The organism is Ferrimonas pelagia (assembly GCF_039543565.1).
GTDB lineage: Bacteria > Pseudomonadota > Gammaproteobacteria > Enterobacterales > Shewanellaceae > Ferrimonas > Ferrimonas pelagia.
The window spans coordinates 1-20532 of sequence record NZ_BAABJZ010000017.1 but is presented as its reverse complement, the minus strand read 5'-3'; the positions used below and the strand labels follow the sequence as shown (position 1 = coordinate 20532).

Annotated in this window: 18 protein-coding genes and 3 tRNA genes; 4 read left to right on the top strand and 17 right to left on the bottom strand. The window is 59.8% G+C overall.

Annotated features, from left to right (window positions below; all coding sequences use genetic code 11):
* Window positions 1–221: 221 nt before the first annotated feature.
* The 5 genes from ABEA08_RS07150 to ABEA08_RS07130 all read right to left on the bottom strand — a co-directional run bounded on the left by ABEA08_RS07150 (window position 222) and on the right by ABEA08_RS07130 (window position 7155).
* On the bottom strand, window positions 222–707 hold the full coding sequence (locus tag ABEA08_RS07150; RefSeq protein ID WP_345334604.1) for a HipA domain-containing protein: 486 nt from the start codon (window positions 705–707) through the stop codon (window positions 222–224).
* A gap of 803 nt (window positions 708–1510) precedes the next feature.
* Window positions 1511–2791: a threonine synthase gene (gene thrC, locus ABEA08_RS07145; protein ID WP_345334606.1), complete on the bottom strand. Its 1281-nt coding sequence runs from the start codon at window positions 2789–2791 to the stop codon at window positions 1511–1513.
* The gene (gene thrB, locus ABEA08_RS07140; protein ID WP_345334603.1) at window positions 2791–3744 is read right to left on the bottom strand and encodes a homoserine kinase; all 954 of its coding nucleotides are present in this window, start codon (window positions 3742–3744) and stop codon (window positions 2791–2793) included. Before thrB ends, thrC begins: the two co-directional genes overlap by 1 nt.
* A 1-nt stretch (window position 3745) precedes the next feature.
* Window positions 3746–6262 (bottom strand): bifunctional aspartate kinase/homoserine dehydrogenase I, encoded by a 2517-nt coding sequence (gene thrA, locus ABEA08_RS07135; RefSeq protein WP_345334605.1) that lies wholly within the window; start codon window positions 6260–6262, stop codon window positions 3746–3748.
* A 197-nt stretch (window positions 6263–6459) separates the two neighbouring features.
* Window positions 6460–7155 carry a tRNA/rRNA methyltransferase gene (locus tag ABEA08_RS07130; protein ID WP_345334602.1) on the bottom strand — a complete coding sequence of 232 codons (696 nt, stop codon included), beginning with the start codon at window positions 7153–7155 and terminating at the stop codon, window positions 6460–6462.
* Window positions 7156–7256: 101 nt separating this feature from the next.
* Here ABEA08_RS07130 and aceK point away from each other — a divergent pair, with 101 nt between their 5' ends.
* The 3 genes from aceK to ABEA08_RS07115 all read left to right on the top strand — a co-directional run bounded on the left by aceK (window position 7257) and on the right by ABEA08_RS07115 (window position 9887).
* Entirely contained in the window at window positions 7257–8966 is a 1710-nt protein-coding gene (gene aceK / locus ABEA08_RS07125; protein WP_345334601.1) for a bifunctional isocitrate dehydrogenase kinase/phosphatase, read from the top strand.
* Between the two features lie 70 nt (window positions 8967–9036).
* Complete coding sequence (slyD, locus tag ABEA08_RS07120; RefSeq protein WP_345334600.1) at window positions 9037–9627, top strand: peptidylprolyl isomerase; 591 nt, start codon at window positions 9037–9039, stop codon at window positions 9625–9627.
* Between the two features lie 86 nt (window positions 9628–9713).
* The gene (locus ABEA08_RS07115) at window positions 9714–9887 is read left to right on the top strand and encodes a DUF2986 domain-containing protein (RefSeq protein ID WP_345334599.1); all 174 of its coding nucleotides are present in this window, start codon (window positions 9714–9716) and stop codon (window positions 9885–9887) included.
* A gap of 41 nt (window positions 9888–9928) precedes the next feature.
* Here the strand turns inward: ABEA08_RS07115 and ABEA08_RS07110 are convergent, their stop codons facing one another.
* The 6 genes from ABEA08_RS07110 to ABEA08_RS07085 form a co-directional block, all read right to left on the bottom strand.
* Complete coding sequence (locus ABEA08_RS07110; RefSeq protein WP_345334598.1) at window positions 9929–10348, bottom strand: dehydroquinate synthase/iron-containing alcohol dehydrogenase family protein; 420 nt, start codon at window positions 10346–10348, stop codon at window positions 9929–9931.
* Window positions 10345–11904, bottom strand: coding sequence for a glutamate--cysteine ligase (gene gshA, locus ABEA08_RS07105; RefSeq protein WP_345334597.1), 1560 nt, complete (start codon window positions 11902–11904; stop codon window positions 10345–10347). The genes ABEA08_RS07110 and gshA overlap by 4 nt, the downstream gene beginning before the upstream one ends.
* Window positions 11905–11973: 69 nt before the next feature.
* Window positions 11974–14820 (bottom strand): M16 family metallopeptidase, encoded by a 2847-nt coding sequence (locus ABEA08_RS07100; protein WP_345334596.1) that lies wholly within the window; start codon window positions 14818–14820, stop codon window positions 11974–11976.
* 21 nt (window positions 14821–14841) lie between these two features.
* Window positions 14842–15276: a YqaA family protein gene (locus ABEA08_RS07095; protein ID WP_345334595.1), complete on the bottom strand. Its 435-nt coding sequence runs from the start codon at window positions 15274–15276 to the stop codon at window positions 14842–14844.
* Window positions 15277–15285: 9 nt separating this feature from the next.
* Entirely contained in the window at window positions 15286–15714 is a 429-nt protein-coding gene (nsrR, locus tag ABEA08_RS07090) for a nitric oxide-sensing transcriptional repressor NsrR (protein ID WP_345334594.1), read from the bottom strand.
* A gap of 102 nt (window positions 15715–15816) precedes the next feature.
* Entirely contained in the window at window positions 15817–16212 is a 396-nt protein-coding gene (locus tag ABEA08_RS07085) for a hypothetical protein (protein ID WP_345334593.1), read from the bottom strand.
* A gap of 147 nt (window positions 16213–16359) precedes the next feature.
* Between ABEA08_RS07085 and ABEA08_RS07080 the strand changes: the two genes are divergently transcribed.
* On the top strand, window positions 16360–16533 hold the full coding sequence (locus tag ABEA08_RS07080; protein ID WP_345334592.1) for a hypothetical protein: 174 nt from the start codon (window positions 16360–16362) through the stop codon (window positions 16531–16533).
* On the opposite strand, the gene ABEA08_RS07075 is transcribed toward ABEA08_RS07080, so the two are convergent.
* From ABEA08_RS07075 to ABEA08_RS07050, 6 genes are all read right to left on the bottom strand, one after another.
* Window positions 16520–17650: a sodium ion-translocating decarboxylase subunit beta gene (locus ABEA08_RS07075; RefSeq protein ID WP_345334591.1), complete on the bottom strand. Its 1131-nt coding sequence runs from the start codon at window positions 17648–17650 to the stop codon at window positions 16520–16522. The two genes, ABEA08_RS07080 and ABEA08_RS07075, sit on opposite strands and share 14 nt — an antisense overlap.
* A gap of 8 nt (window positions 17651–17658) precedes the next feature.
* On the bottom strand, window positions 17659–19458 hold the full coding sequence (gene oadA / locus ABEA08_RS07070) for a sodium-extruding oxaloacetate decarboxylase subunit alpha (RefSeq protein ID WP_345334590.1): 1800 nt from the start codon (window positions 19456–19458) through the stop codon (window positions 17659–17661).
* Window positions 19455–19694, bottom strand: a complete 240-nt coding sequence (locus ABEA08_RS07065; protein WP_345334589.1) for an OadG family transporter subunit — start codon at window positions 19692–19694, stop codon at window positions 19455–19457. The genes oadA and ABEA08_RS07065 overlap by 4 nt, the downstream gene beginning before the upstream one ends.
* 433 nt (window positions 19695–20127) lie before the next feature.
* Window positions 20128–20204, bottom strand: a tRNA-Arg gene (locus ABEA08_RS07060).
* Window positions 20205–20276: 72 nt separating this feature from the next.
* A tRNA-Arg gene (locus ABEA08_RS07055) sits at window positions 20277–20353 on the bottom strand.
* 72 nt (window positions 20354–20425) lie between these two features.
* Window positions 20426–20502, bottom strand: a tRNA-Arg gene (locus ABEA08_RS07050).
* Window positions 20503–20532 lie beyond the last annotated feature (30 nt).

Below are 20532 nucleotides of genomic sequence, written 5' to 3'. Positions count from 1 at the left end.
AGCATCATTGGGCTCGGCTTCCTTGTCGGCCTGGTTGGTTTGGCGATTGATCAGATCGCACTTTGGAAGCCGAGTTCCCTCCAAATCTGAGAACTCAGTGATCTACATTTCGGAACAGTTATTTAGTCTTTTCGTTTTTACTTCTACAGACTCATTTCTTCCCAAACTTGCGGCATGATCAAAACTTGGAGCCAAATGATAAGAACCATTTCGCGTGATAATCAATCCCCAATTTTCACTATGCCGATCTTGATTTGAAATAAGAGCATCAAGTACCCAGTAAAGAAGTCTGCAGCAGACTTAACCCCGGTTAAACTATTGAAGCCAACAGGTTTGTTTATAATAAAGCGCCTCATCACTTGGAACACTTGAAAAATATCTTGTTTCTCACCTGCTGTGGCGCTAACGCTAGCCTTTGCACTATAATTCTTAAGAATTTCATTGCCGCTAATCAAGTACGTATTATCATCGGTCAAAAAATTCCTCGTAATAACCCCTCTGGACCTAGAGTCAAACGCCAGCTCATAATCAGCACATGGGATAGATAGTGACTTAGCCAATTCACATGAGATTTTTTCAGCCCAATCTTCACCACCTCTAGAGATAAGTTCTCCAGCCTTATTATAAGTTTCAATTGATTTGAACAAAAAATCGTTACCATCCTCATCCTGGCACCAGTACTTAGACTTGGTACCTAATGGTTCCATGATTGTCCCCTTATAATTAGAGACGTCTACTTCTTGATAGTCCATTCACTTAACACTGTTTTTCACTCTTTTAGACAGCTTACCTTTCACAAAGGTATATTGGCTACATTTTTTAGAGTAAAAACATTTCCAAAAGCAACGCCTATGACATCAACGCCACATAAGTGGCACACTTAACCAAGTGTGCATGCCGCACCCTTAACTTGAATGACCAATTTCTACATTAAGCCCAATTCAACACAACTTAATAACCAGCCTGAGGTAGACAGAGGTAAGCTGTGAAGCCAAGGTTATTGAAACTTTGACAGCAACTTCCGCTCTATCATTCCCCCATATTTACCCCAGCCCCGAGCCGCAACCAGAGTCGGTCGACCGGGAGCTTGGCGGAGTCATTTTCGAAAGCGGCTGGCCGCTTTTGCTCTGGGAAAATGACGACTCCAAGCGTGTCGACTGACGGCGGGCAGCGGCGCGGGGCTGGCACGCCAAAGCCTAATGCCCCGCCGCTTTGCTCTGCCGACTTCGAGGAGCGCAGCGACGAAGGGAGGCAAAGGGGGTTGCTAGGGGGCGAAGCCCCATGGCCTGCCGTCGCCAGCGCGACAAGAGGACTGGAGTGCTACTCCGGAACCAGCACGGCGCAGCCGCACACAAAACTCAGCCCGTGTGGCGAGCACAAAACTCAGCCCGTGTGGCGAGCACAAAACTCAGCCCGGCGCCAGCCGCACACAAAACCCCAAGCCCGTGTGGCCAGCACAAAACAAAAAGGGAGCCCCGCTGGGCTCCCCTTTTCAACACGAAGTGAACGCTTACAAAGCCCGCTGCAGGTAGGCGGCCAGCGCCTCGTAGTTGGCATCCAGCTTTTCACTCAAAATCGGCTTATCCACTACGGCCGCCAGCGCCGGTGGCAGCGGCACGTCCAGCTCTAGGACTTCCTCTACGGCGCCCTGGAACTTGGCCGGGTGGGCGGTCCCTAAGAACACACCCACTTCGCCGTCCTGCAGCTGACGCACCAGCGCTTCGCTGGCCACCGCAGCGTGGGGCTCAGACAGGTAGCCTTCGGCGTGCATCGCTTTCATCCGCGCCTGGGTCTGCGCCTCATCCACCTTCTCCGCGCCAATATCGGCCAGCGGCCAGCCTTGCTGCTCGCACAGCGCTTCGACGCGAGGCCAGTTGTTGGGGCTGGTTACGTCCATGGCGTTGGACAGGGTGGCGAACACGTCGCGCGGCTCCCACACACCACTTTGCAAGTAGCGCGGTACGGTGTCGTTGTTGTTGGTGGCGGCAACAAAGCGCTTGATCGGCGCGCCCATCGCCTTGGCCAGCAGGCCGGCAGTCAGGTTACCGAAGTTGCCTGACGGCACGGCAAACACGGCGTTGTCACGCTGCTCGGCCGGCAGTTGCGCCAGTGCCTCAAAGTAGTAGCAGATCTGCGCCACCAGACGCGCGATGTTGATGGAGTTAGCAGAGGTCAGGCCAAACTGGGCTTTGAGCTCTGGGTTGGAGAAGGCCGCTTTGACCAGCGCCTGACAATCATCGAAGCTGCCCTTCACCGCCAGGGTCTTGATGTTGTTACCCAAGGTGCAGAACATCTTCTCCTGCAGTTGGCTAATGCCGCCATCCGGGTACAGCACCACCACATTGATGTTGTCGATGCCATAGAAAGCGTCCGCCACCGCAGCGCCAGTGTCGCCGGAGGTGGCGGTCAGGATGGTCATCTTCTTGTCTTTGGCCAGCAGGCTCAGGCATTGCGCCAAAAAGCGCGCGCCAAAGTCCTTAAACGCCAGAGTTGGGCCGTGGAACAGCTCCAGACAGTATTGGCGCTCGTTGGCCTTGACCAGCGGCGCGGCAAAGTGAAACGCGTCGCGCACCAAGGCGCTGACGTTGTCCTGGCCCAGCTCATCCGCCAGCCAGGCACCCAGCACCCGCTCGGCGCGGCCGACAAAGTCCAGCTGCCAGAACGCCTCGTCCAGCGGCAACTGCGGGATCGCCTCCGGGAAGAACAAGCCCTGCTCCTGACCCAAACCGCGCTGCACCGCTTCACCAAAGCTGACGCGCTCCGACGCGATCTTCAGGTTTACCAATTCCATCATACTTCCCCTTTTGATACTTCAATGCCGTTTTGGGCCAGTCGGCACACGCGCACCAGCCCCCGCTCGTTGAGCAGATAATGATCTTGCAGATAGGCGGCGGCCGCGTCGGCCTCGTCCCGCGTCCGCGCCACAGCAAACAGGGTTGGGCCGGAGCCGGAGATCCCCACCGCCGCACACCCCAGCGCCTGCAGGTGCTGACGGGCCGCCAGATAGCCCGGAATGTGCGGTGCCCGATAAGGCTCCGCCACTACATCCTTGAGCACCGCCAGCGCGCCGGCTTCGTCCTGACGATGGCTGGCGTCGATAAAGGTGGCCAGTTGCTGGCCGAACGTCAGGGCGATGCTCAAGTCCACCTGCTGCGGCATCAATGCGCGCATCTTAGCGGTGGACAGGGTGATCCCCGGATAGGCCACCACCCAGTACCAGTTATCGAAACTGGGCAGAGGCTGCGCCCGCTGGGCCAGCATCAGCTGCATGCCCCCCAGATAGCTGGGTGCCACGTTGTCGTAGTGCACCGAGCCGGAGATCATCCCCTCCAGCTCGCCCATCAGCAGCAGCAGATCGTCCTGCGACATCGGCTCGCCAAAGTAGGCGTTCAGTGCGCCCAGCGCCGCCACCACTGAGCTGGCACTGCTGCCCAGCCCGCTGCCGATCGGCAGGTTTTTCTCTAATACCAGCTTCAGGCCCGGCACCTCCAGCCCCAGCTTTTCGATGAACACCTCGGCGCAGCGCAGCACGATGTTGTCTTCGAGCTTGGCCGGCAGGACGTCCACATAGGGGCCGCAGCAGTGCAGCGACAATCCCTGCTCGCCCGGCGCAACGCTGACCCGATCGCCCAGCAGACTGCCATCCACCGGCGCCAAGGCCGCGCCCAGCAGATCAAAGCCGACACTGACGTTGCCCATCGATGCGGGCGCGTACACGGTCACCGCCTCATATTGTTTCGCCATCTCAAGCCTCCTTTTGCCAGCTCTGGGTGCGCAGCACATCGGCAAACACCCCGGCGGCAGTCACTGCCGCACCGGCACCGTAGCCGCGCAGCACGAACGGCAGCGGCTGGTAGTAGCGGCTGTAGAAGGCCAATGCATTCTCGCCGCCTTTGATGCTGTAGAGCGGATGATCCCGGCCGACCGCTTCGATCTTCACCTGGCAACCGCCATCGGCGTCGATCACGCCGACATAGCGCAGCACCTTTTGCTCCGCTTGGGCGGCGGCGATCCGCTGGGCAATGGCGGCATCCGCCTTGGGCAGGTTGGCCAGGAAGCTGGCCACATCGCCACTGGCGTCGAAGTCCTCAGGCAGCACGCTTTCCACCTGGACGTCATCCAGCTCCAGCTCCAGACCCGCTTCGCGCGCCAGGATCAGCACCTTACGGGCCACATCCATGCCGGACAGATCGTCGCGCGGATCCGGCTCGGTAAAGCCCATCTCCTTCGCCTTTAGGGTCACCTCAGACAGTGGCACGCCCTCTTCGAGCTCGCCAAAGATGTAGGACAGAGAGCCGGACAGAATGCCGGAGAACTGATGCAGCTCATCCCCGGCGCGCAGCAGCCCCTGCAGGTTGTCGATCACCGGCAGACCGGCACCGACATTGGCCTCATACAGGAATTGGCGCTTGTTCTCTTGCGCCAACTCACGCAGCTCACGGTAGACCGCCATCGAATCGGTATTGGCCTTCTTGTTCGGGGTGGCGATATGCCAGCCGGCCTTGAGGGCGTCGGCGTAGATCGCCGCCACGCTCTGCTCAGCGGTGCAATCCACCAAGACCGGGTTGACCAGGCTGTGCTTGTGGGCAAACGCCAGCAGCGCCGGCATATCCAACGGTTGGCCGTCACTGAGCAGATCGTCGCGCCAGCTGTCGAGCGCCAAGCCATGGGCGCTGAGCCGCATCTTGCGCGAGTTGGCCACGCCGCACAGACGGATGGCGATGTTTTGCTTGGACAGTGCCTGCTGCTGGCTTTGGATCTGGCGAACCAGCTCGGCGCCGACATTGCCCGCGCCGATCAGCACCACATCGATGTAGTGACGGGTATCGAAGAAGTTCTGATGACACAGGCGCAGCGCGCTGGGCGCCGCGTCCTGCTCGATCACCGCAGAGATCGCCCGCTCGGAGCTGCCCTGGGCAATGGCGACGATCGACGCCCCGGCCTGGGCCAGAGAGCGGAAGAAACGGGCGGCAACCCCTTTCTTGGTGCGCATGCCGTCGCCGATCAGGGTCATGATCGCCAGACCCTTCTGGATCCCGATCGGCTCCAGCAGCGATTGCTTCAGCTCCAGCTCGAAGGTCTCTTCCAGCGCCGCTTTGGCGGCCGGACCATCCTGAGCCGGCAGACAGAAGCAGATGGAGTATTCGGACGAGCTTTGGGTGATCAACGAGATCGACAGCCCCTTGGCCGCCATGGTGTTAAACACCCGCCCCGCCATGCCAACCATGCCCTTCATGCCAGGGCCGGAGACACTGATCATCCAGTGGTCGTCCAGGTTGCTGACCGCTTTAACCAAAGACTTGGAGGGGCTGGTACGGGCGTGGATCAGGGTGCCCGGCGCCGAAGGGTTCAGGGTGTTGCGGATCCGACAGGCGATCTGATGCTGCGCGATCGGCGCGATGGTGCGTGGATGCAACACCTTGGCGCCAAAGTAGGACAGCTCCATCGCCTCTTCATAGCTCAGCGCGGGCAGCAGGTGAGCGTCCTGGATCAGGCGAGGATCGACGTTGTAGACCCCATCCACATCGGTCCAGATCTCGCAGCTGTCCGCGTGCAGACAGGCGGCCAGCACCGCGGCAGAGTAGTCGGAGCCGTTGCGCCCCAGAGTCACCACCTCACCGGCGCGATTGCGCGCAGTAAAGCCGGGCATGATCCAGATCCGGTGCGCGCCCAGCGCCAGCGAGGCCAGCTTGGCGCGGCTGTCTTCCACCGCCACCTCGGCCTCCAAAACCGCGCCATCCGCAACGAAGTACTCGCGCGGATCCAGCACACCGACGCTCACCTCCTTACGACCAAACAGCAGCTCGAGCGCGGCCACCGACAAGCGCTCGCCGGTCACCAGGATCTGCGCCATCACCTCATCCGGGCAGCGTTGCAACAAGGTAACGCCGTGCACCAGCTTCAGCAGCTGCGCCCGCTCATCAGCAAAGCGTGCCGCCAGCTGCGCCTGCGCGCTGGGATCCAGACACTGGCCCACGGTCTGCTCCAGCTCGGTCATGCGCCGATCCAGCGCATCCAGCTGCGGCGATCGACCCGCTTTGGCCGCCAGGGCCATCGCTTCGAGCGCGTTGGTGACGCCGCCGGGCGCCGACACCACCAGCATCACAGGGAACTGGACGGATTCCGCGGTGACCAAGGAAACCACGTGTTTTAACTTATCGACATCTGCCAGCGACGAACCGCCGAATTTCATGACTTTCATTTGCTTAACTCCCTTTGCCCGAACGCTCCAAGCGGCTTTAAAACAAAAAAGCCCGCTCAGTGGGAGCGGGCTTTTTTGTTTTGGATTTATTATCTCCAGGGTGTCGTCAGCCCGCCCCCAACCTACCTGTGGTAGTGGTGGTGCCGGTGGTACCGATAATGGTCTGACGGCCGAAGCCCTGGTTTAAAGACAGCACATCGTGCTCCTTATGTTTAATTGCTATACACCTTCGCCGCTTGGCCGATAGTTGTCAACGGCTAGTTTGGAATGGGCTTGGTGGCTATCGCTTTTTCAATGTCACCCATAAGCAAATGCAACATTGCCACGTCCCTTTGGCCCATGGTGCCCAGGCTATCCGCCAACCAGCGGCGCAGTGGCTCCTCTTCGCCCACACCCAAGCGGTCGAGTAAATGGCCACTGCGTCCCTTCAGCGCGGCAAACTGGGCGCCATCCGCCACCGGCTCGGACGGTAAGCTGGCCTGAGAGAATTCATAGGCATACAGCATGATCGCCTGGCCCAGATTGAGCGACGGATACGGGTTGGCCAACGGAATGGTGGTCAGCAGATCCGCCAGGGCCAGATCCGCATTGGACAAGCCCGACGCCTCGCAACCAAACACCAGCGCCACCTTGTCGACGCTGCCGCTGAGCCCCTCCACCTTGCGTGCGGCCTCCGCCGGCGTGTGCATCCGCCGCTTATCACCGCGCTTGCGGGCGGTGCTGGCCAACACCAGATCGACGTCGGCCACCGCCTCCGCTAGGGTCGGATACGCCTGCGCGTCGGTCAGGATCTGCTGACTGCCGTGCGCCACCCAGCTGGCCTCATCACGGGTATGGGCATCGGACGCCACCACCCGCAATTGGGAAAACCCCATGGTATTCATCGCCCGCGCCGCTGCACCGACATTCTCGCCCCGGGCCGGGGCAACCAAAATAAAAATAAGCTCAGCCATACGCTCCTCCGCTTCGGTGGCCAAGGGTAGCGTTTTTGATTTGAGAAGCAAGCACTCACGGAGTAGCTTTAAGGGGGCAGACAGGCAACCAAGGAGCGGTAATGAGTGGATGTAGCCCGACCCAACTGGCCTATAAGATCCTGGCCGGATTCGACAAGCACCTGAGGCTGTACAACCGGATCACCCTGGCAGCGAAGGATCGCTTCGCCCGCGCCGACTGGCAGGCGGTGCAAGCGGCGCAAAAGGAGCGGATCACCCTCTACAGCGAACAGATCGATCTACAAACCCTGACGCTGATCCAACAGCTCGACAAACCGGTGATCTCGACCCAGCTATGGCGTGACACCAAAGCCGCCTACAGCCACCTGCTGCAGGGGCATCCCCAGGCCGAGCTGGCCGAAACCTTTTTTAACTCCGTCTTTTCCCGCCTGTTTCAGCATCGCGGCCTGGACAACCAACACCTCTATCTGCACAGCGACGCGCCGCCCCGGCCTGAATTCGATGGCGCCAGCATCAGCCAGAGCCTGCCGTTGGCGCCATCGCCACCAGAGGCGATCCTGACTTTGGTGCAGGCCAAACGCTTTAGCCCGGCCTTTGACGATCTCGAACGCGACATCGCGCTGCTCTGGCAACGGCTCGAGCCCGATTGCCAACGGCTCGGGCTGACCCATATCGAGCTGCTCAACAGCGTGTTCTACCGCAATAAAGGGGCCTATTTGGTGGGCCGACTGACCGGCCCGGAGCACAGCCTGCCGCTGATGCTGCCGATCCGCCACAGCCCGCAAGGGCTCTACATCGACGCCCTGCTGACCGATCCCGATGAGCTGTCGATCGTATTCAGCTTCACCCGCTCCTACTTTATGGTCAATTGTGACCGACCGGCGGTACTGACCCGTTACCTGAAGCAACTGATGCCCAATAAGGGCTGGGCCGAGCTCTACACCGCCATCGGCTTCCAAAAACACGGCAAGACCGAATTCTATCGCCACTTCCTGCATCACCTGGCGCACAGCGACGATCAATTTGTCGTCGCCCCGGGGATCAAAGGCATGGTGATGGCCGTCTTTACCCTGCCCTCACTGCGGGTGGTGTTTAAGATCATCAAAGACAAATTCACCCCGCCCAAAGACAGCAACAAGGCCCAGGTCAAAGCCAAGTATGAGCTGGTCAAACAACACGATCGGGTCGGACGCATGGCCGATACCCAGGAGTACAGCAACTTTGTCCTGCCCCGCGACCGCTTCGATCCCGAGCTGTTGGAAGAGTTACTGCAGGTGGCCGCTGACGAGGTCGAGCTGACCGAGACCGAGGTGGTGATCCGCCATCTCTACGTCGAGCGCCATATGACCCCGCTCAACCTCTATCTGGATCAAGCCACACCGGCCCAACTCAGCCATGCCGTGTTTGAGTACGGCTTGGCGATCAAACAGCTGGCCAGCTCCAATATCTTCCCCGGCGACATGCTGTTTAAGAACTTCGGCGTGACCCGCCACGGCCGCGTGGTGTTCTACGACTACGATGAGATCAGCTACATGACCGAGTGCAACTTCCGCACCATCCCCAAGCCACGCTATCCGGAGGATGAGTGGGCCGCCGAGCCTTGGTATTCGGTGGCGCCGATGGATATCTTTCCCGAGGAGTTTGGTCGCTTCCTGCTGGTCAAAAAGGAGATCAAACAGGCCTTCATGCGCCACCACAGCAACCTACTGACCGCCGAGTATTGGCAGGGACTGCAACAGGATATCGCGCAGCACCGCATTCCCGATTTCTACCCCTATCGCAAGGGATCCCGACTGCGACGCGTAATTTGATACCGGGATCATAGCCTCAGACGATTGCATCCCTTAAGATGCGACTCTTTGCCCCAACTGGAGTAGTCGGATGAACATCGACACCAATACCGTAGTGACCCTGCATTATCGCCTGCGCGATGCCAAGGGCGAGATCATTGAAGAGTCCTTTGGTGCCGAACCGATGCAGTACATGCACGGCACCAACAGCATGATCCCAGGCTTGGAGCAGCAGCTGCAAGACAAGCAGAGCGGCGACAAATTTATCGCCGACGTGACGTCCGCGGATGCCTATGGTGAGTATCAGGACGAGCTCAAGCAAGAAGTGCCGCTGAGCGCGTTCGAAGGGGTCGAAGACATCGTTCCTGGCATGCGCTTTATTGCCGAAACTGATGTTGGCCCGCGCCCGGTGACCGTGACCGAAGTGCGTGACGACAGCGTGATCGTCGACGGCAACCACCCGATGGCCGGTCAGTCCCTGCACTTCGAAGTGGAAGTGGTTGAGGTACGTGCCGCCACCGAAGAGGAGATCGCCCACGGTCATGTCCACGGTCAAGGCGGCTGTGGCGGTGGCGGTTGCGGCGGTGGCTGCGGCGACCATGCCGAAGACGAAGGCTGCTGTGGCGGCTCCGGCGAGTGCGCCAAGGGCGACGACTGCTGCGGCGGCCACGGCCACCACTAAGCCTATCCCGCACCGCTGAAAAAGGCCTGTCGCGTGACAGGCCTTTTTGTTGCGCTACGCTTTATCCAGACTCACAGGAGCATCCAATGAATCGCAAGAAAAAGGTCAAACAGACCTTATTGAAGAAGATCAAAAAAGCCAACGCCAAGGCCAACCCCAGCAACAAGCCCAAATACATCAGCAAGGCTGAGCGTGAGCGCATCGCCCAGGAAGAAGCCGCCCAAGCCGCAACGGCAGCAACAGCAACCGACAGCGAGTAAGGGATCAGCCCTTGGGCTGGGCAAGCGCGCCAGTGATCAGCCTAGGGCTCACTGGCAAACTGACAGGCCGCGCCAAACTGCTTCCACACCACGGGTAACCAGTAGCCCTCCGGCTCGGCCAGAGCATCGGCTTGCACCTGTGCCGCTAGGTGGTAGCGCTGATCTGCCACCACCTCCAAGGTCATCTCGCGATAGCTGCGCTCCTTCAGCGCCACGGCCAGACGCGGATCGTCGATAAACTCCATCAACTGCAATTGATACTGGCCCGGCTTAAAGCGGTAACTGGGTTGGCTGATCACCGCCTTGTCGTTGATCCGGGTGATCACCAGCTTATGCAGATCCGCCCGCTTGGGTGGCTGCTGAAACACCACCAATTCGCCACAGGGGCGATCCGCATGCGGATCGTGCGCGCACGCGGCCAGCAGGCTGGCCATCACGAAGGCGCACGTCAGCCGAATCATGCCCGGGCCTGCCGGGCAAAGTAAGCCTGGAGAAACTCATCGAAACTGCCTTGATCGGCCGCCTCCATGGCCGCCTGCGCCTGCAACGATTCCAGGCTGGCGCGCTCCAGCTCGCCCTCGCTGAGCTGATCATAACCGCGCTGCACGAACCACTGACGGTGCTGCTGGGCCAGATCGCAGGCCCACTTGCCGTGGCCCTGCGCCAGACTCTGGCTCAGCACTTTGGCGGACAAGGTCTGCGCCGGATCGGTTACCGCCCCTTGCCATTGACTCAGCGCCTGTTGATAGCGCTGATCCCCATGGGCCGTATCCAACACCTGCGCCAACGCCTGCCAGCGCGCAAACAGTTCCGCTAACCAGTCACTCAGGGCCAGCGACTGGCCGTCTCGCTGCAGCATTTTGCCCGGACGACGCCCATCGAGGATCACCGCCTCAAAGTTGGCCTTCAGCTCCGCCACTGCCGCCTCATCCAATGCCGGCGTTGCCAGCATTAAGCCATCGAGCAGGAACAGATCGAGCAACAACACCTGACTCTTGTCGATCCCCAGCGGGGTAAAGGGGTTGATGTCCAGCGCCCGCACCTCGATGTACTCGACCCCACCTCGCTCCAACGCCTGAGTCGGCGTTTCGCCACTTTGCGCGGTGCGTTTGGGCCGAATGGGGGCGTACAGCTCATTCTCGATCTGCAGGATATTGGCGTTCAGCTGACGATAGGAACCATTCTCGCGCACCCCGATCTTGGCGTACTCCGCCGACGGCAGGCTGATCGCCCGTTTCACGTCCCGAACGTACTCCGGCAGCGAGTTGAGGCTGACCGACAGCGCATCCTGAGCCTGATTGGTGTAACCCAGATCGCTCATGCGTAACGAGGTGGCGTAGGGCAGATACAGCGTGCCCCCCGCCTGCTCAAACGGCAGCGTCGAGGTCTTGTCGCCCAGGAACGAGCGACACAGCGAGGGCGAGGCACCAAACAGGTAGGCCAACACCCAGGTGTGGGCACGGAAGTGGCGCAGCAGCGAAAAGTAACGCGCCGAGATCTGCTCCTCATCCGCCGGCTCTACCCCCAGCGCTGGCCACAGCGCCGTGGGCACCGAGAAGTTGAAATGGACCCCGGCGATAGCCTGCATCTTCGAGCCATAGCGATGGGAAAGTCCGATCCGATAGGTGGTCTTCATCCGGCCCACATGCGAATCGCCATACTGGGCGATGGGGATGGACTGCTGATCGGTGAGAAAACAGGGCATCGACAGCGGCCACAGGCGTTGCTCGGGCAGCTTGTTGAGCACAAAGGTGTGGCTGTCCGCCAGGTGGGCCAACAGTTGATCCGGATCGGTAAACACCGGCGTGATCATCTCCATCAGAGACTCACTGAAGTCGGTGGTGATCCAAGGGTGGGTCAAGGCGGAGCCTAAGCTGCTTGGGTGGGGATCCTGCGCCAGCTGGCACGCATCATCAATGCGCAGGGCTTCCCGCTCAATGCCGCGCTGCAGTTGGCGCAAGGCCGGTTGCCATTGTGAATGTCGCAACCGTGTAACGGCGTCAGTGTAAGCGCTCAATTTGCGTCTCTCTGTTCGGCGGCGGGTGCCCCATGGTCACCCGCACTCCTGTTAGTTATAGGCGACAGTTTACAGAGTTATGAGATGTACGTCATAGCCTAGCGCGCGCAATTGCGCTTCATTGCTGGCTTTATCACCGACCACCAGGATCACCATCTGGGTCAGATCCAGCTGTTGTCGGGCCAACTCAGCCAAGTCGGCGCGCGTCGCCTCACCGATCAGCCGACTCTGCTGCTCAACGTAATTGGGCGATAAGCCGTAACGCTGGATCTGATCCAAGAAGCGCGCCTTCTGCCCCGGGGTTTCGTAGCGCAGTGCGTCCCGTTGCGAGATGGAAGAGCGCATAAACGCCAGCTCTTCGTCGCTCATCCCCGCCTGCGCAAACCGGCTCAGCTCGGAGACAAACTCCTGCACCGAGGCCGCGGTCGCATCGGCCCGCACGCTGGCCGACGCCATAAACTGGCCCAGCTCTGGCCCACCACTGAAGCCACTGCGGGCGCCATAGGTGTAACCCTTGTCCTCGCGCAGATTGAGGTTGATGCGGCTATTGAACGCGCCGCCCAGAGGATAATTCATCAATCCCGCCAGGAAGTACTCGCCGGTGGCGTCATAGGGCATCGCCCGCTTGCCGATCCGGATCACCGACTGGGCCGCGCCGGGCTTATCCAGCAGGTAGATCACCGGACCGCCCAGCTCAGGCATCGGCTGCAAGGTCGGCCAGTCGGAGCGCTGTCCGGGCCACTCACCTAAGAACGCCAATTGCGGCAGCAACTGCGCTTGAGTCAGATCGCCCACCGCAACGATGGAGGCGTTGCCCGCCTGGAACTGCTCAGCGTAGAAGGCTTTAACGTCATCCAGGGTCAGCGCCTCAACCGTCTCCACCAGTCCCTCAGCCGGCACCCCTTGCGGATTGTCCGCCCCGAACACCAGTCGGGCCCACGCGGCACTGGCCAGCCAATTAGGATCATTGGCCTGCTGCTGCAGACCCTGAAGCTGCTGCTGTTTCACGCGGTTAAAGTCGGCCGGATCGAACGCGGGCTGCCATAACCGCTCTTTGAGCAGCGCCAAGGTCGGCGCCAGGTTCCGGCTCAGCGCACTGACCGACACATAGGTGCGGTAACCGCCGCTGCTGATGCTGATCCGCGATCCCAGCAGCTCCAGTGCCTCGGCAAACTCCGCGGTGCTGTAGTTCTGGGTGGACTCGGCCATCATCGCGGCCGTCAACTGCGCCAATCCCGCCTGCTCGGGTGACAACAGACGCGCGCCGCCATCCAAGGCGATCAGCAGTTCAATGGTCGGCGTCTCCTCCGAGCGGGTGCCGATCACCTCAATGCCGTTGGCCAGATCGCTGCGCCACAAGGTCGGTACCGTCACCTGTGGGTTGGGGCCCGCCGCCGGAACCTGGCTGCGATCAAACCCGTCTAGGATCTCAGGCTGTTGCACCGCCTCACTGGTACTGGGCGTTGCCGCCAGCGTCAGCGGCGCCGGGGTCCAGTTGTCTTCGGCCGCGATCAGCGCCCGCTGCCCCTCAGGCACCACGCTCATGATCACCGCCGGACGGCCCTTGATGTACTGCTCAAACACCCGCACCACGTCCGCTTGTGTGACCGAGCCATAGCGCTCGATCTCCTCGCCAATCAGATCCGGATCGTCAAAGAAGGTCTGGTTGTACGCCAAGGTGGTGACCTTGCCCTTCACGCTCTGCAGCCCATACAGGGTGCGCGCTTCATGCTGGACCTTGGCCTTTTGCAGATCCGCCTCAGTCACGCCGCGCTGTTCAAACTCCGCGATCGAGGCGCGGATCAGCGCTTCTATCTCGCTCAGCTCGGGCTGCTGACCCGGATTGGCCACCGCCACCAGGGTAAATTCGCACGCCAGCTCGCGACACGGGTGGCCTACCTGCGCTTGCAGGGCGTGGCCCTCTTGCACCAGATTCTTGTAAAACAGCGAGGTCTTGCCGCCGCCCAGGATCTGAGCCAGCAGATCCAGCGCCGCTTCATCCTCATGACGCGCATACACCGTCGGGAAGGAGAGGTAGATCAGCGGCAGATGCACCTTATCTTCCATCGAGATGTAGCGATCGGCCGTCAGGCTCGCGGGCTGCTTGGGATCGGCACTGACCTCAGGCCCCCGTGGCAGTGAGCCAAAATAGCGCTCGACCCAAGCCAGGGTTTGCGCCACATCGATGTCACCGCCGATGGTCAACGTGGCATTATTGGGGCCGTACCAACGCAGGAAGAAGCGACGCAGATCCTCGACCGTGCCGCGATCCAGATCCTCCATCCAGCCGATCACCGGCCAGGAATAGGGGTGGCCTTGCGGGTACAGCGCCTGGCCCACCCGCTCGCCGAGTCGGCCATAGGGTCGGTTATCCACCCGCTGGCCCCGTTCATTCTTCACCGTATCACGCTGGTTCTCAAACGCCGCCTCGGTGACCGCAGGCAGCATAAAGCCCATGCGATCGGACTCCAGCCACAGGATCTTCTCCAATTGGTTGGCCGGTACGGTCTGGAAGTAGTTGGTGCGATCCGTGTTGGTGGTGCCGTTGAGGGTCCCACCGGCCTCGGTGATGATCTTAAAGTGTTGATTGTCTTCAACATGCTGCGAGCCCTGGAACATCATGTGCTCGAAGAAGTGGGCAAAGCCAGACTTGCCCAGGGTCTCGCGGGCCGAGCCGACGTGATAGGTCACGTCCACATGCACCAGAGGATCGGAGGGATCCGGATGCAGCAACAGGGTCAATCCGTTGGCCAGCTGATATTTTTGATAGGGAATAACCAGTTCATCGCCTTGGGCCTCGACCCGCTCGATCAGGCTGATCCCCTCCGGCAATACGGGCGCGGCGACCTGACTGCCACACCCAACTAGGAGCAGTGACAGGGCTGCACTGCCTGCAAGTGTTTTCCAACTGCGCATGAAACCTCCGTGTATAACCAATTAGACGCTGCCAAGCACCCCAAGGGTCATCAAAGCAACCACCAGATAACGTATAAATTTACCGATAAAGATCAGTACCGTACTAAAGAAAACCGGAAACCGGAACCAGCCGGCCAACAGCGGGATCGCGTCGCCCACAATTGGCAGCCACGCCAACAGCAAACTCCAGATCCCATATTTTTCCATCCAGCCCAACACCCGGCTCTCTTTGCCGGACACCAGATCCTGCGGCGTTTTTTTGCGATGGACGACACGCCCGATCAGGTAGCTGGTCATGGAGCCGAGGGTATTGCCAATGGTCGCGACCAACAGCAGGGTAAGCAGGGCGATCTCACCTTGAGACACCAGGTAGGCTAGGATCGCTTCCGAGCCACCGGGGGCCAAGGTGGCCGCAATGAAGGCGGCACTGAACAGCCCCCACAAAGAAAAACTCATTAACACTCTCTATTCAGTCGGCGCCAGCAGGGCGATCAACTCCGGATTGTCCGACAGCATGTCCGCCAGGGTGTACTGATCCAACACCTGAACAAAGGCATCCGTTGCTTGCTGCAACACGTCCTTGAGTCGACACGCCGGTACGATATGACAAAACGGACTGCCACAATCGATCAGCCGCAACGGCTCCAATGCCCGGATCACCTCGCCCAGGCCTATCGACGCCGGTGGCCGCGCCAGGCGGATCCCACCGTGTTTGCCGCGCACCGTAGTGACAAAGCCTGCATGGCCCAATTTATTGATAACTTTGACCATATGATTGCGAGACACGCCATAAAGTTCCGTCACCTTGCTAATACTGGTGAGCTCGCCTTCTGGCAGGGTGCCCATATAGATCAGTGCCCGAAAGGCAAAGTCGCTAAAGCTGGTTAATTGCACAAAATATCCCCCTAAGTTGGCCAGTGTACCCTAATTGCCACGCCAAAACAGACATTGCCAATGCAACACTGGCCGTCGATGGCCGCAGTAGCTGGGCGGCATTCAATAGAGGCGCTGACAGGCTTTCGCCGTGATCAGCAAAGGCGCGGGCGCCGCTGGCCCCTCGTACAGGTGACGGTAACGCAGACCCGCCTCCAGTCGCTCGCGGTAGTAAGCGCTGCCGCAATAGCTGCGCAACATGGCCTCACGATGATCCTCCACCACGGCCCCAAACGGCGCATTGGCCGCCGGATCGACTGAGCGGTAGCGGATCACCATCTCACCATTGCTGTAATCGGCTCGAATGAAGTTGGGATTCTGGCTTTGGCCCACCCCACGGTTAAGCTCTTGCGCCAGATGGCGACTCTCTTTGTCCAGCCAATCCGGCAGGGCGATCCCCCAAAATGCCGATGCCGTCATCGGTACACTGATCAGGATCAGGCTCCACAACTTTGCCACGAAAACCGCCTACATTGCTTGAAAACAGCAGCGATCCTACCCCAGAGCGAAATGAGACGATGTGATCTGTCGTGGAGTTTGTTCAGACTGGCGTAACCGGCGGCAGCGCGCTAGAGTTAAGATAATAAAAAATATGGAAAAAAACGAATGATTGCACGACTGTTCCTGATCCCCATCCTGCTGAGCTTGCTCTGGTATCTCTACCTGCAGGTGAATGGTTACAGCCTAAAGAAAGGCCAGCAAGGCTTTATCTATATCTTTACCGGATCCGGCGCCTTGCTGGTCTTTATGCTTGTGATGCTCTGGCTTACCCAACCATAGCCAGCAGCACGCCCGCGGCGACCGCGCTGCCGAGCACTCCGGCAACATTGGGGCCCATGGCGTGCATCAACAGGAAGTTTTGATGGTTGGCTTCCAGCCCAACCTTATTCACCACCCGCGCAGCCATCGGCACCGCCGAAACCCCAGCCGCACCAATGAGCGGATTAACCGGCGACTTGCTGAACCGATTGAGCACCTTGGCCATCATCACCCCGGCCGCGGTGCCGATGGAGAACGCAACGGCGCCCAGCACCAGGATCCCCAATGTTTCGATCCGCAAGAACTCTTCGGCCGACAGCTTGGAGCCCACCGCCAGACCGAGGAAGATGGTCACCACGTTGATCAGCTCATTCTGTGCGGTGCTGGATAGGCGATCCACCACGCCAGACTCGCGCATCAGGTTGCCCAGACAGAACATGCCGATCAACGGCGTCGCCGCCGGCAGAAACAGCGCCGTGGCACCCAACACCAGCAGCGGGAACAAGATCTTCTCGCGCTGACTCACCTCACGCAGTTGCGCCATCTTGATCTGACGCTCCTCCGGCTTGGTCAGCGCCCGCATGATCGGCGGCTGGATCAAGGGCACCAAGGCCATGTAGGAGTAGGCTGCCACGGCGATGGCCCCCAACAGCTCCGGCGCCAGGCGCGACGCCAGGAAGATCGCCGTCGGCCCGTCAGCGCCGCCGATGATGGCGATCGCCGCGGCGTCTTTGAGGGTAAAATCAAACCCGGGCAAGACGTTCAGCGCGATCGCCCCCAGCAGGGTCGCGAAAATGCCAAACTGGGCCGCCGCCCCCAGAAACAGGGTGCGGGGGTTGGCGATCAGGGCGCCAAAGTCGGTCATTGCACCGACCCCCATAAAGATCAGCAGCGGGAACACCCCGGTTTTGATCCCCACGTCATACACATAGGTCAGCAGCCCACCGGCCTCGGTAAAACCGGCGAGGGGGATATTGGTCAGCAGCGCACCAAAGCCGATCGGCAGTAGCAGCAGCGGCTCAAACTGCTTGGCAATGGCCAAGTAGAGCAGCACGCCACCGACCGCGATCATCACCAGTTGGCCCAGCTCAAAATTGGCTAAGCCGGTCGACTGCCAGAAAGCGATAAATCCTTGCATCTCGCCTCCTACGCCAGGCTGATCAGATCAGCACCGACCACAACACTGTCGCCCTCTTTGACGTGCAGATGCTGGATCTGACCCGCTTCAGCCGCACGGATCTCCGTTTCCATCTTCATCGCCTCGAGGATCAAGACCACCTCGCCTGCCGCCACCTGTTGGCCTTGCTGGACCGGGATCTTAAAGACATTGCCCGCCAAGGGAGCCGTCACCTTAGCCGCCACCACAGCGGGTGCCTGCACAGGCGCTGGCGCCTGCGCAGGCGCGGCAGCGGCCACCGGTGCCACCTGCTCCAGCGTCCCCGCCGCGCCCACTTCGACATGAAACAGTTGGCCATCCACCCGTACCTGATAGGCCGCAGGACCGGTTGCGGCTGCTGGCGCTGCCGCTGGGATTACCGCCGCAGGCTGCGCCGCAGCGCCACCCGGCGCGGGCTCAAACTGGCTCGGATCGCCGCGATGCTGCAGGAACTTGCGGCCCACTTGCGGGAACAGGGCATAGATCAAGACATCGTCTTCGACCTGCTGCGCCAAGGGGATCCCCTCTTTCGCCGCCAACTGCTGCCACTCCTCGGTCAACCGCAGCATCTCAGGGGCCAGACGATCCGCTGGTCGCTCCGTCAATGCCGAACGCCCCTCTAGCACCCGCGCTTGCAGCGCTACATCAACCGGCGCCGGAGTGCGACCGTACTCCCCTTTGAGGATCCCGGCCGTCTCCTTGGCGATGTTCTTATAACGCTCGCCAGTCAAGACATTGAGCACCGACTGAGTCCCGACGATCTGTGAGGTCGGGGTCACCAGCGGGATGAAGCCAAGATCCTTGCGTACCCGCGGGATCTCTTCGAGCACCTCATCGAGCCGATCGGCTGCGCCCTGCTCCTTCAGCTGGTTCTCCATATTGGTCAACATGCCGCCGGGGACCTGCGCTTTAAGAATGCGTGCATCCACCCCCTTAAGTGCCCCTTCAAACTCGGCATACTTCAGCCGCACCTGACGGAAATGCGCCGCGATCTCCTCTAACTGAGTGGGATCGTAGCCCGTATCCCGCTCGGAGCCTGCCACCATCGCCATCACGGTCTCGGTCGCCGTGTGGCCATAGGTCATGCTCATCGAGGAGATGGCCGTATCCAGCACATCGATCCCCGCGTCAATCGCCTTTTGGTAAGTCGCCGTCGACAGGCCGGTGGTTGCATGGCAGTGCAGTGCAATGGGCAGATCGGTCTGATCTTTCAGCGCGCGGATCAGCTCGTCCGCCTCATACGGCCCTAACAAGCCGGCCATGTCCTTAATGCACAGCGACTGACAGCCTTTCTGCTCCAACTCCTTGGCCATCGTGAGCCAAGTATCCAGGTTATGCACCGGCGAGGTAGTAAAGGACAGCGTTCCCTGGGCATGACCGCCCACCCGATTGACCGCTTTGATGGCGGTTTCCAGGTTACGGACGTCGTTCATCGCATCGAAGATCCGAAACACCTCCACACCACTGTGATAGGCCCGCTTCACAAACGTCTCCACCACATCATCGGCATAGTGGCGATAACCCAGTAGATTCTGACCCCGTAACAACATCTGTTGCGGCGTGTTGGGCATCGCTTCCTTCAGTGCCCGGATCCGCGCCCAGGGATCTTCCCCCAGATAACGGATACAGGCATCGAATGTGGCCCCGCCCCAGCTTTCCAGCGACCAGTAGCCGATCTTATCCAGCTGCTCTGCCGCCGGTAACATATCCTCGATACGCATTCGGGTGGCAAACAAGGATTGATGAGCATCGCGTAATACCACATCGGTCAAGGCTAGGGCTTTTGTCATTGTTGTGTTCCTTCGATTGCGCGGTGTTGGTGGATCGCAGCACTGATGGCCGCCAACACCTGTGGAGAGGGCGCCGCCGTCGTCACAGCGGGATCAGCTGGGGCTGGTTTGGGCGCACAAAATCGGGCCAGCAAACTCAACGCGCCAACTAATAGCGAGAGAAAAAGAAAGACAAGCACCATTCCAGTCAACATCACGGTGGCAGCTTGCGACAGCAGCGAGGCTAATGCATCCATACAAAAGGCACTTTTATCAGCAAAAAGTCGGTGGTCGATAGTCACACAGGCTGAATAAAAATGTCAAAACGATGGCAGTGTCATAAAGGTTAGACCAATGGATTATGGATTATGCGATAAAAAACAGGCATAACGCGCGCGACTTGAAATTGGTAACACCAAAACTTTGACCATCAATACATCCAGCTCGCATGGATAATCTCGCGATGACAACCCGACTTTCGGTGCACTGTTCAACGTCGCGCGGCGCCCGGCACCGTATCCGCACCATCGAAACCGAGCCGTTCGTTCAAGTCGGGACGCAGAGTGCTTCTGAATTGGGCAGAGACTGAGTGTGACTGGGATAAAGGAGCGAGGGGAATAACAAAGGGGGAGGAAAAACAGCAAGCGCAGAAACGCAAAAACCCCAGCCGAAGGCTGGGGTTTGCAAAAATGGCGCGTCCGGGAGGATTCGAACCTCCGACCGCCTGGTTCGTAGCCAGGTACTCTATCCAGCTGAGCTACGGACGCGCAGGCTTAACAGTTTAGCTCGGTTAAACGAGCCGCTGATACACAGCGATAGCTCTTTTTGCAAAGAAAAGATGGCGCGTCCGGGAGGATTCGAACCTCCGACCGCCTGGTTCGTAGCCAGGTACTCTATCCAGCTGAGCTACGGACGCGCAGGCTTAACAGTTTAGCTCGGTTAAACGAGCCGCTGACACACAGCGATAGCTCTTTTTACAAAGAGAAGATGGCGCGTCCGGGAGGATTCGAACCTCCGACCGCCTGGTTCGTAGCCAGGTACTCTATCCAGCTGAGCTACGGACGCGCAGGCTTAACAGTTTAGCTCGGTTAAACG

Coding starts and splice junctions, on each gene's coding strand:
- ABEA08_RS07150 (WP_345334604.1), bottom strand. CDS start 707: ATGGAACCATTAGGTACCAAGTCTAAGTACTGGTGCCAGGATGAGGAT.
- thrC (WP_345334606.1), bottom strand. CDS start 2,791: ATGGAATTGGTAAACCTGAAGATCGCGTCGGAGCGCGTCAGCTTTGGT.
- thrB (WP_345334603.1), bottom strand. CDS start 3,744: ATGGCGAAACAATATGAGGCGGTGACCGTGTACGCGCCCGCATCGATG.
- ABEA08_RS07130 (WP_345334602.1), bottom strand. CDS start 7,155: ATGGCTGAGCTTATTTTTATTTTGGTTGCCCCGGCCCGGGGCGAGAAT.
- aceK (WP_345334601.1), top strand. CDS start 7,257: ATGAGTGGATGTAGCCCGACCCAACTGGCCTATAAGATCCTGGCCGGA.
- slyD (WP_345334600.1), top strand. CDS start 9,037: ATGAACATCGACACCAATACCGTAGTGACCCTGCATTATCGCCTGCGC.
- ABEA08_RS07115 (WP_345334599.1), top strand. CDS start 9,714: ATGAATCGCAAGAAAAAGGTCAAACAGACCTTATTGAAGAAGATCAAA.
- ABEA08_RS07110 (WP_345334598.1), bottom strand. CDS start 10,348: ATGATTCGGCTGACGTGCGCCTTCGTGATGGCCAGCCTGCTGGCCGCG.
- ABEA08_RS07100 (WP_345334596.1), bottom strand. CDS start 14,820: ATGCGCAGTTGGAAAACACTTGCAGGCAGTGCAGCCCTGTCACTGCTC.
- ABEA08_RS07095 (WP_345334595.1), bottom strand. CDS start 15,276: ATGAGTTTTTCTTTGTGGGGGCTGTTCAGTGCCGCCTTCATTGCGGCC.
- ABEA08_RS07080 (WP_345334592.1), top strand. CDS start 16,360: ATGATTGCACGACTGTTCCTGATCCCCATCCTGCTGAGCTTGCTCTGG.
- ABEA08_RS07075 (WP_345334591.1), bottom strand. CDS start 17,650: ATGCAAGGATTTATCGCTTTCTGGCAGTCGACCGGCTTAGCCAATTTT.
- oadA (WP_345334590.1), bottom strand. CDS start 19,458: ATGACAAAAGCCCTAGCCTTGACCGATGTGGTATTACGCGATGCTCAT.
- ABEA08_RS07065 (WP_345334589.1), bottom strand. CDS start 19,694: ATGGATGCATTAGCCTCGCTGCTGTCGCAAGCTGCCACCGTGATGTTG.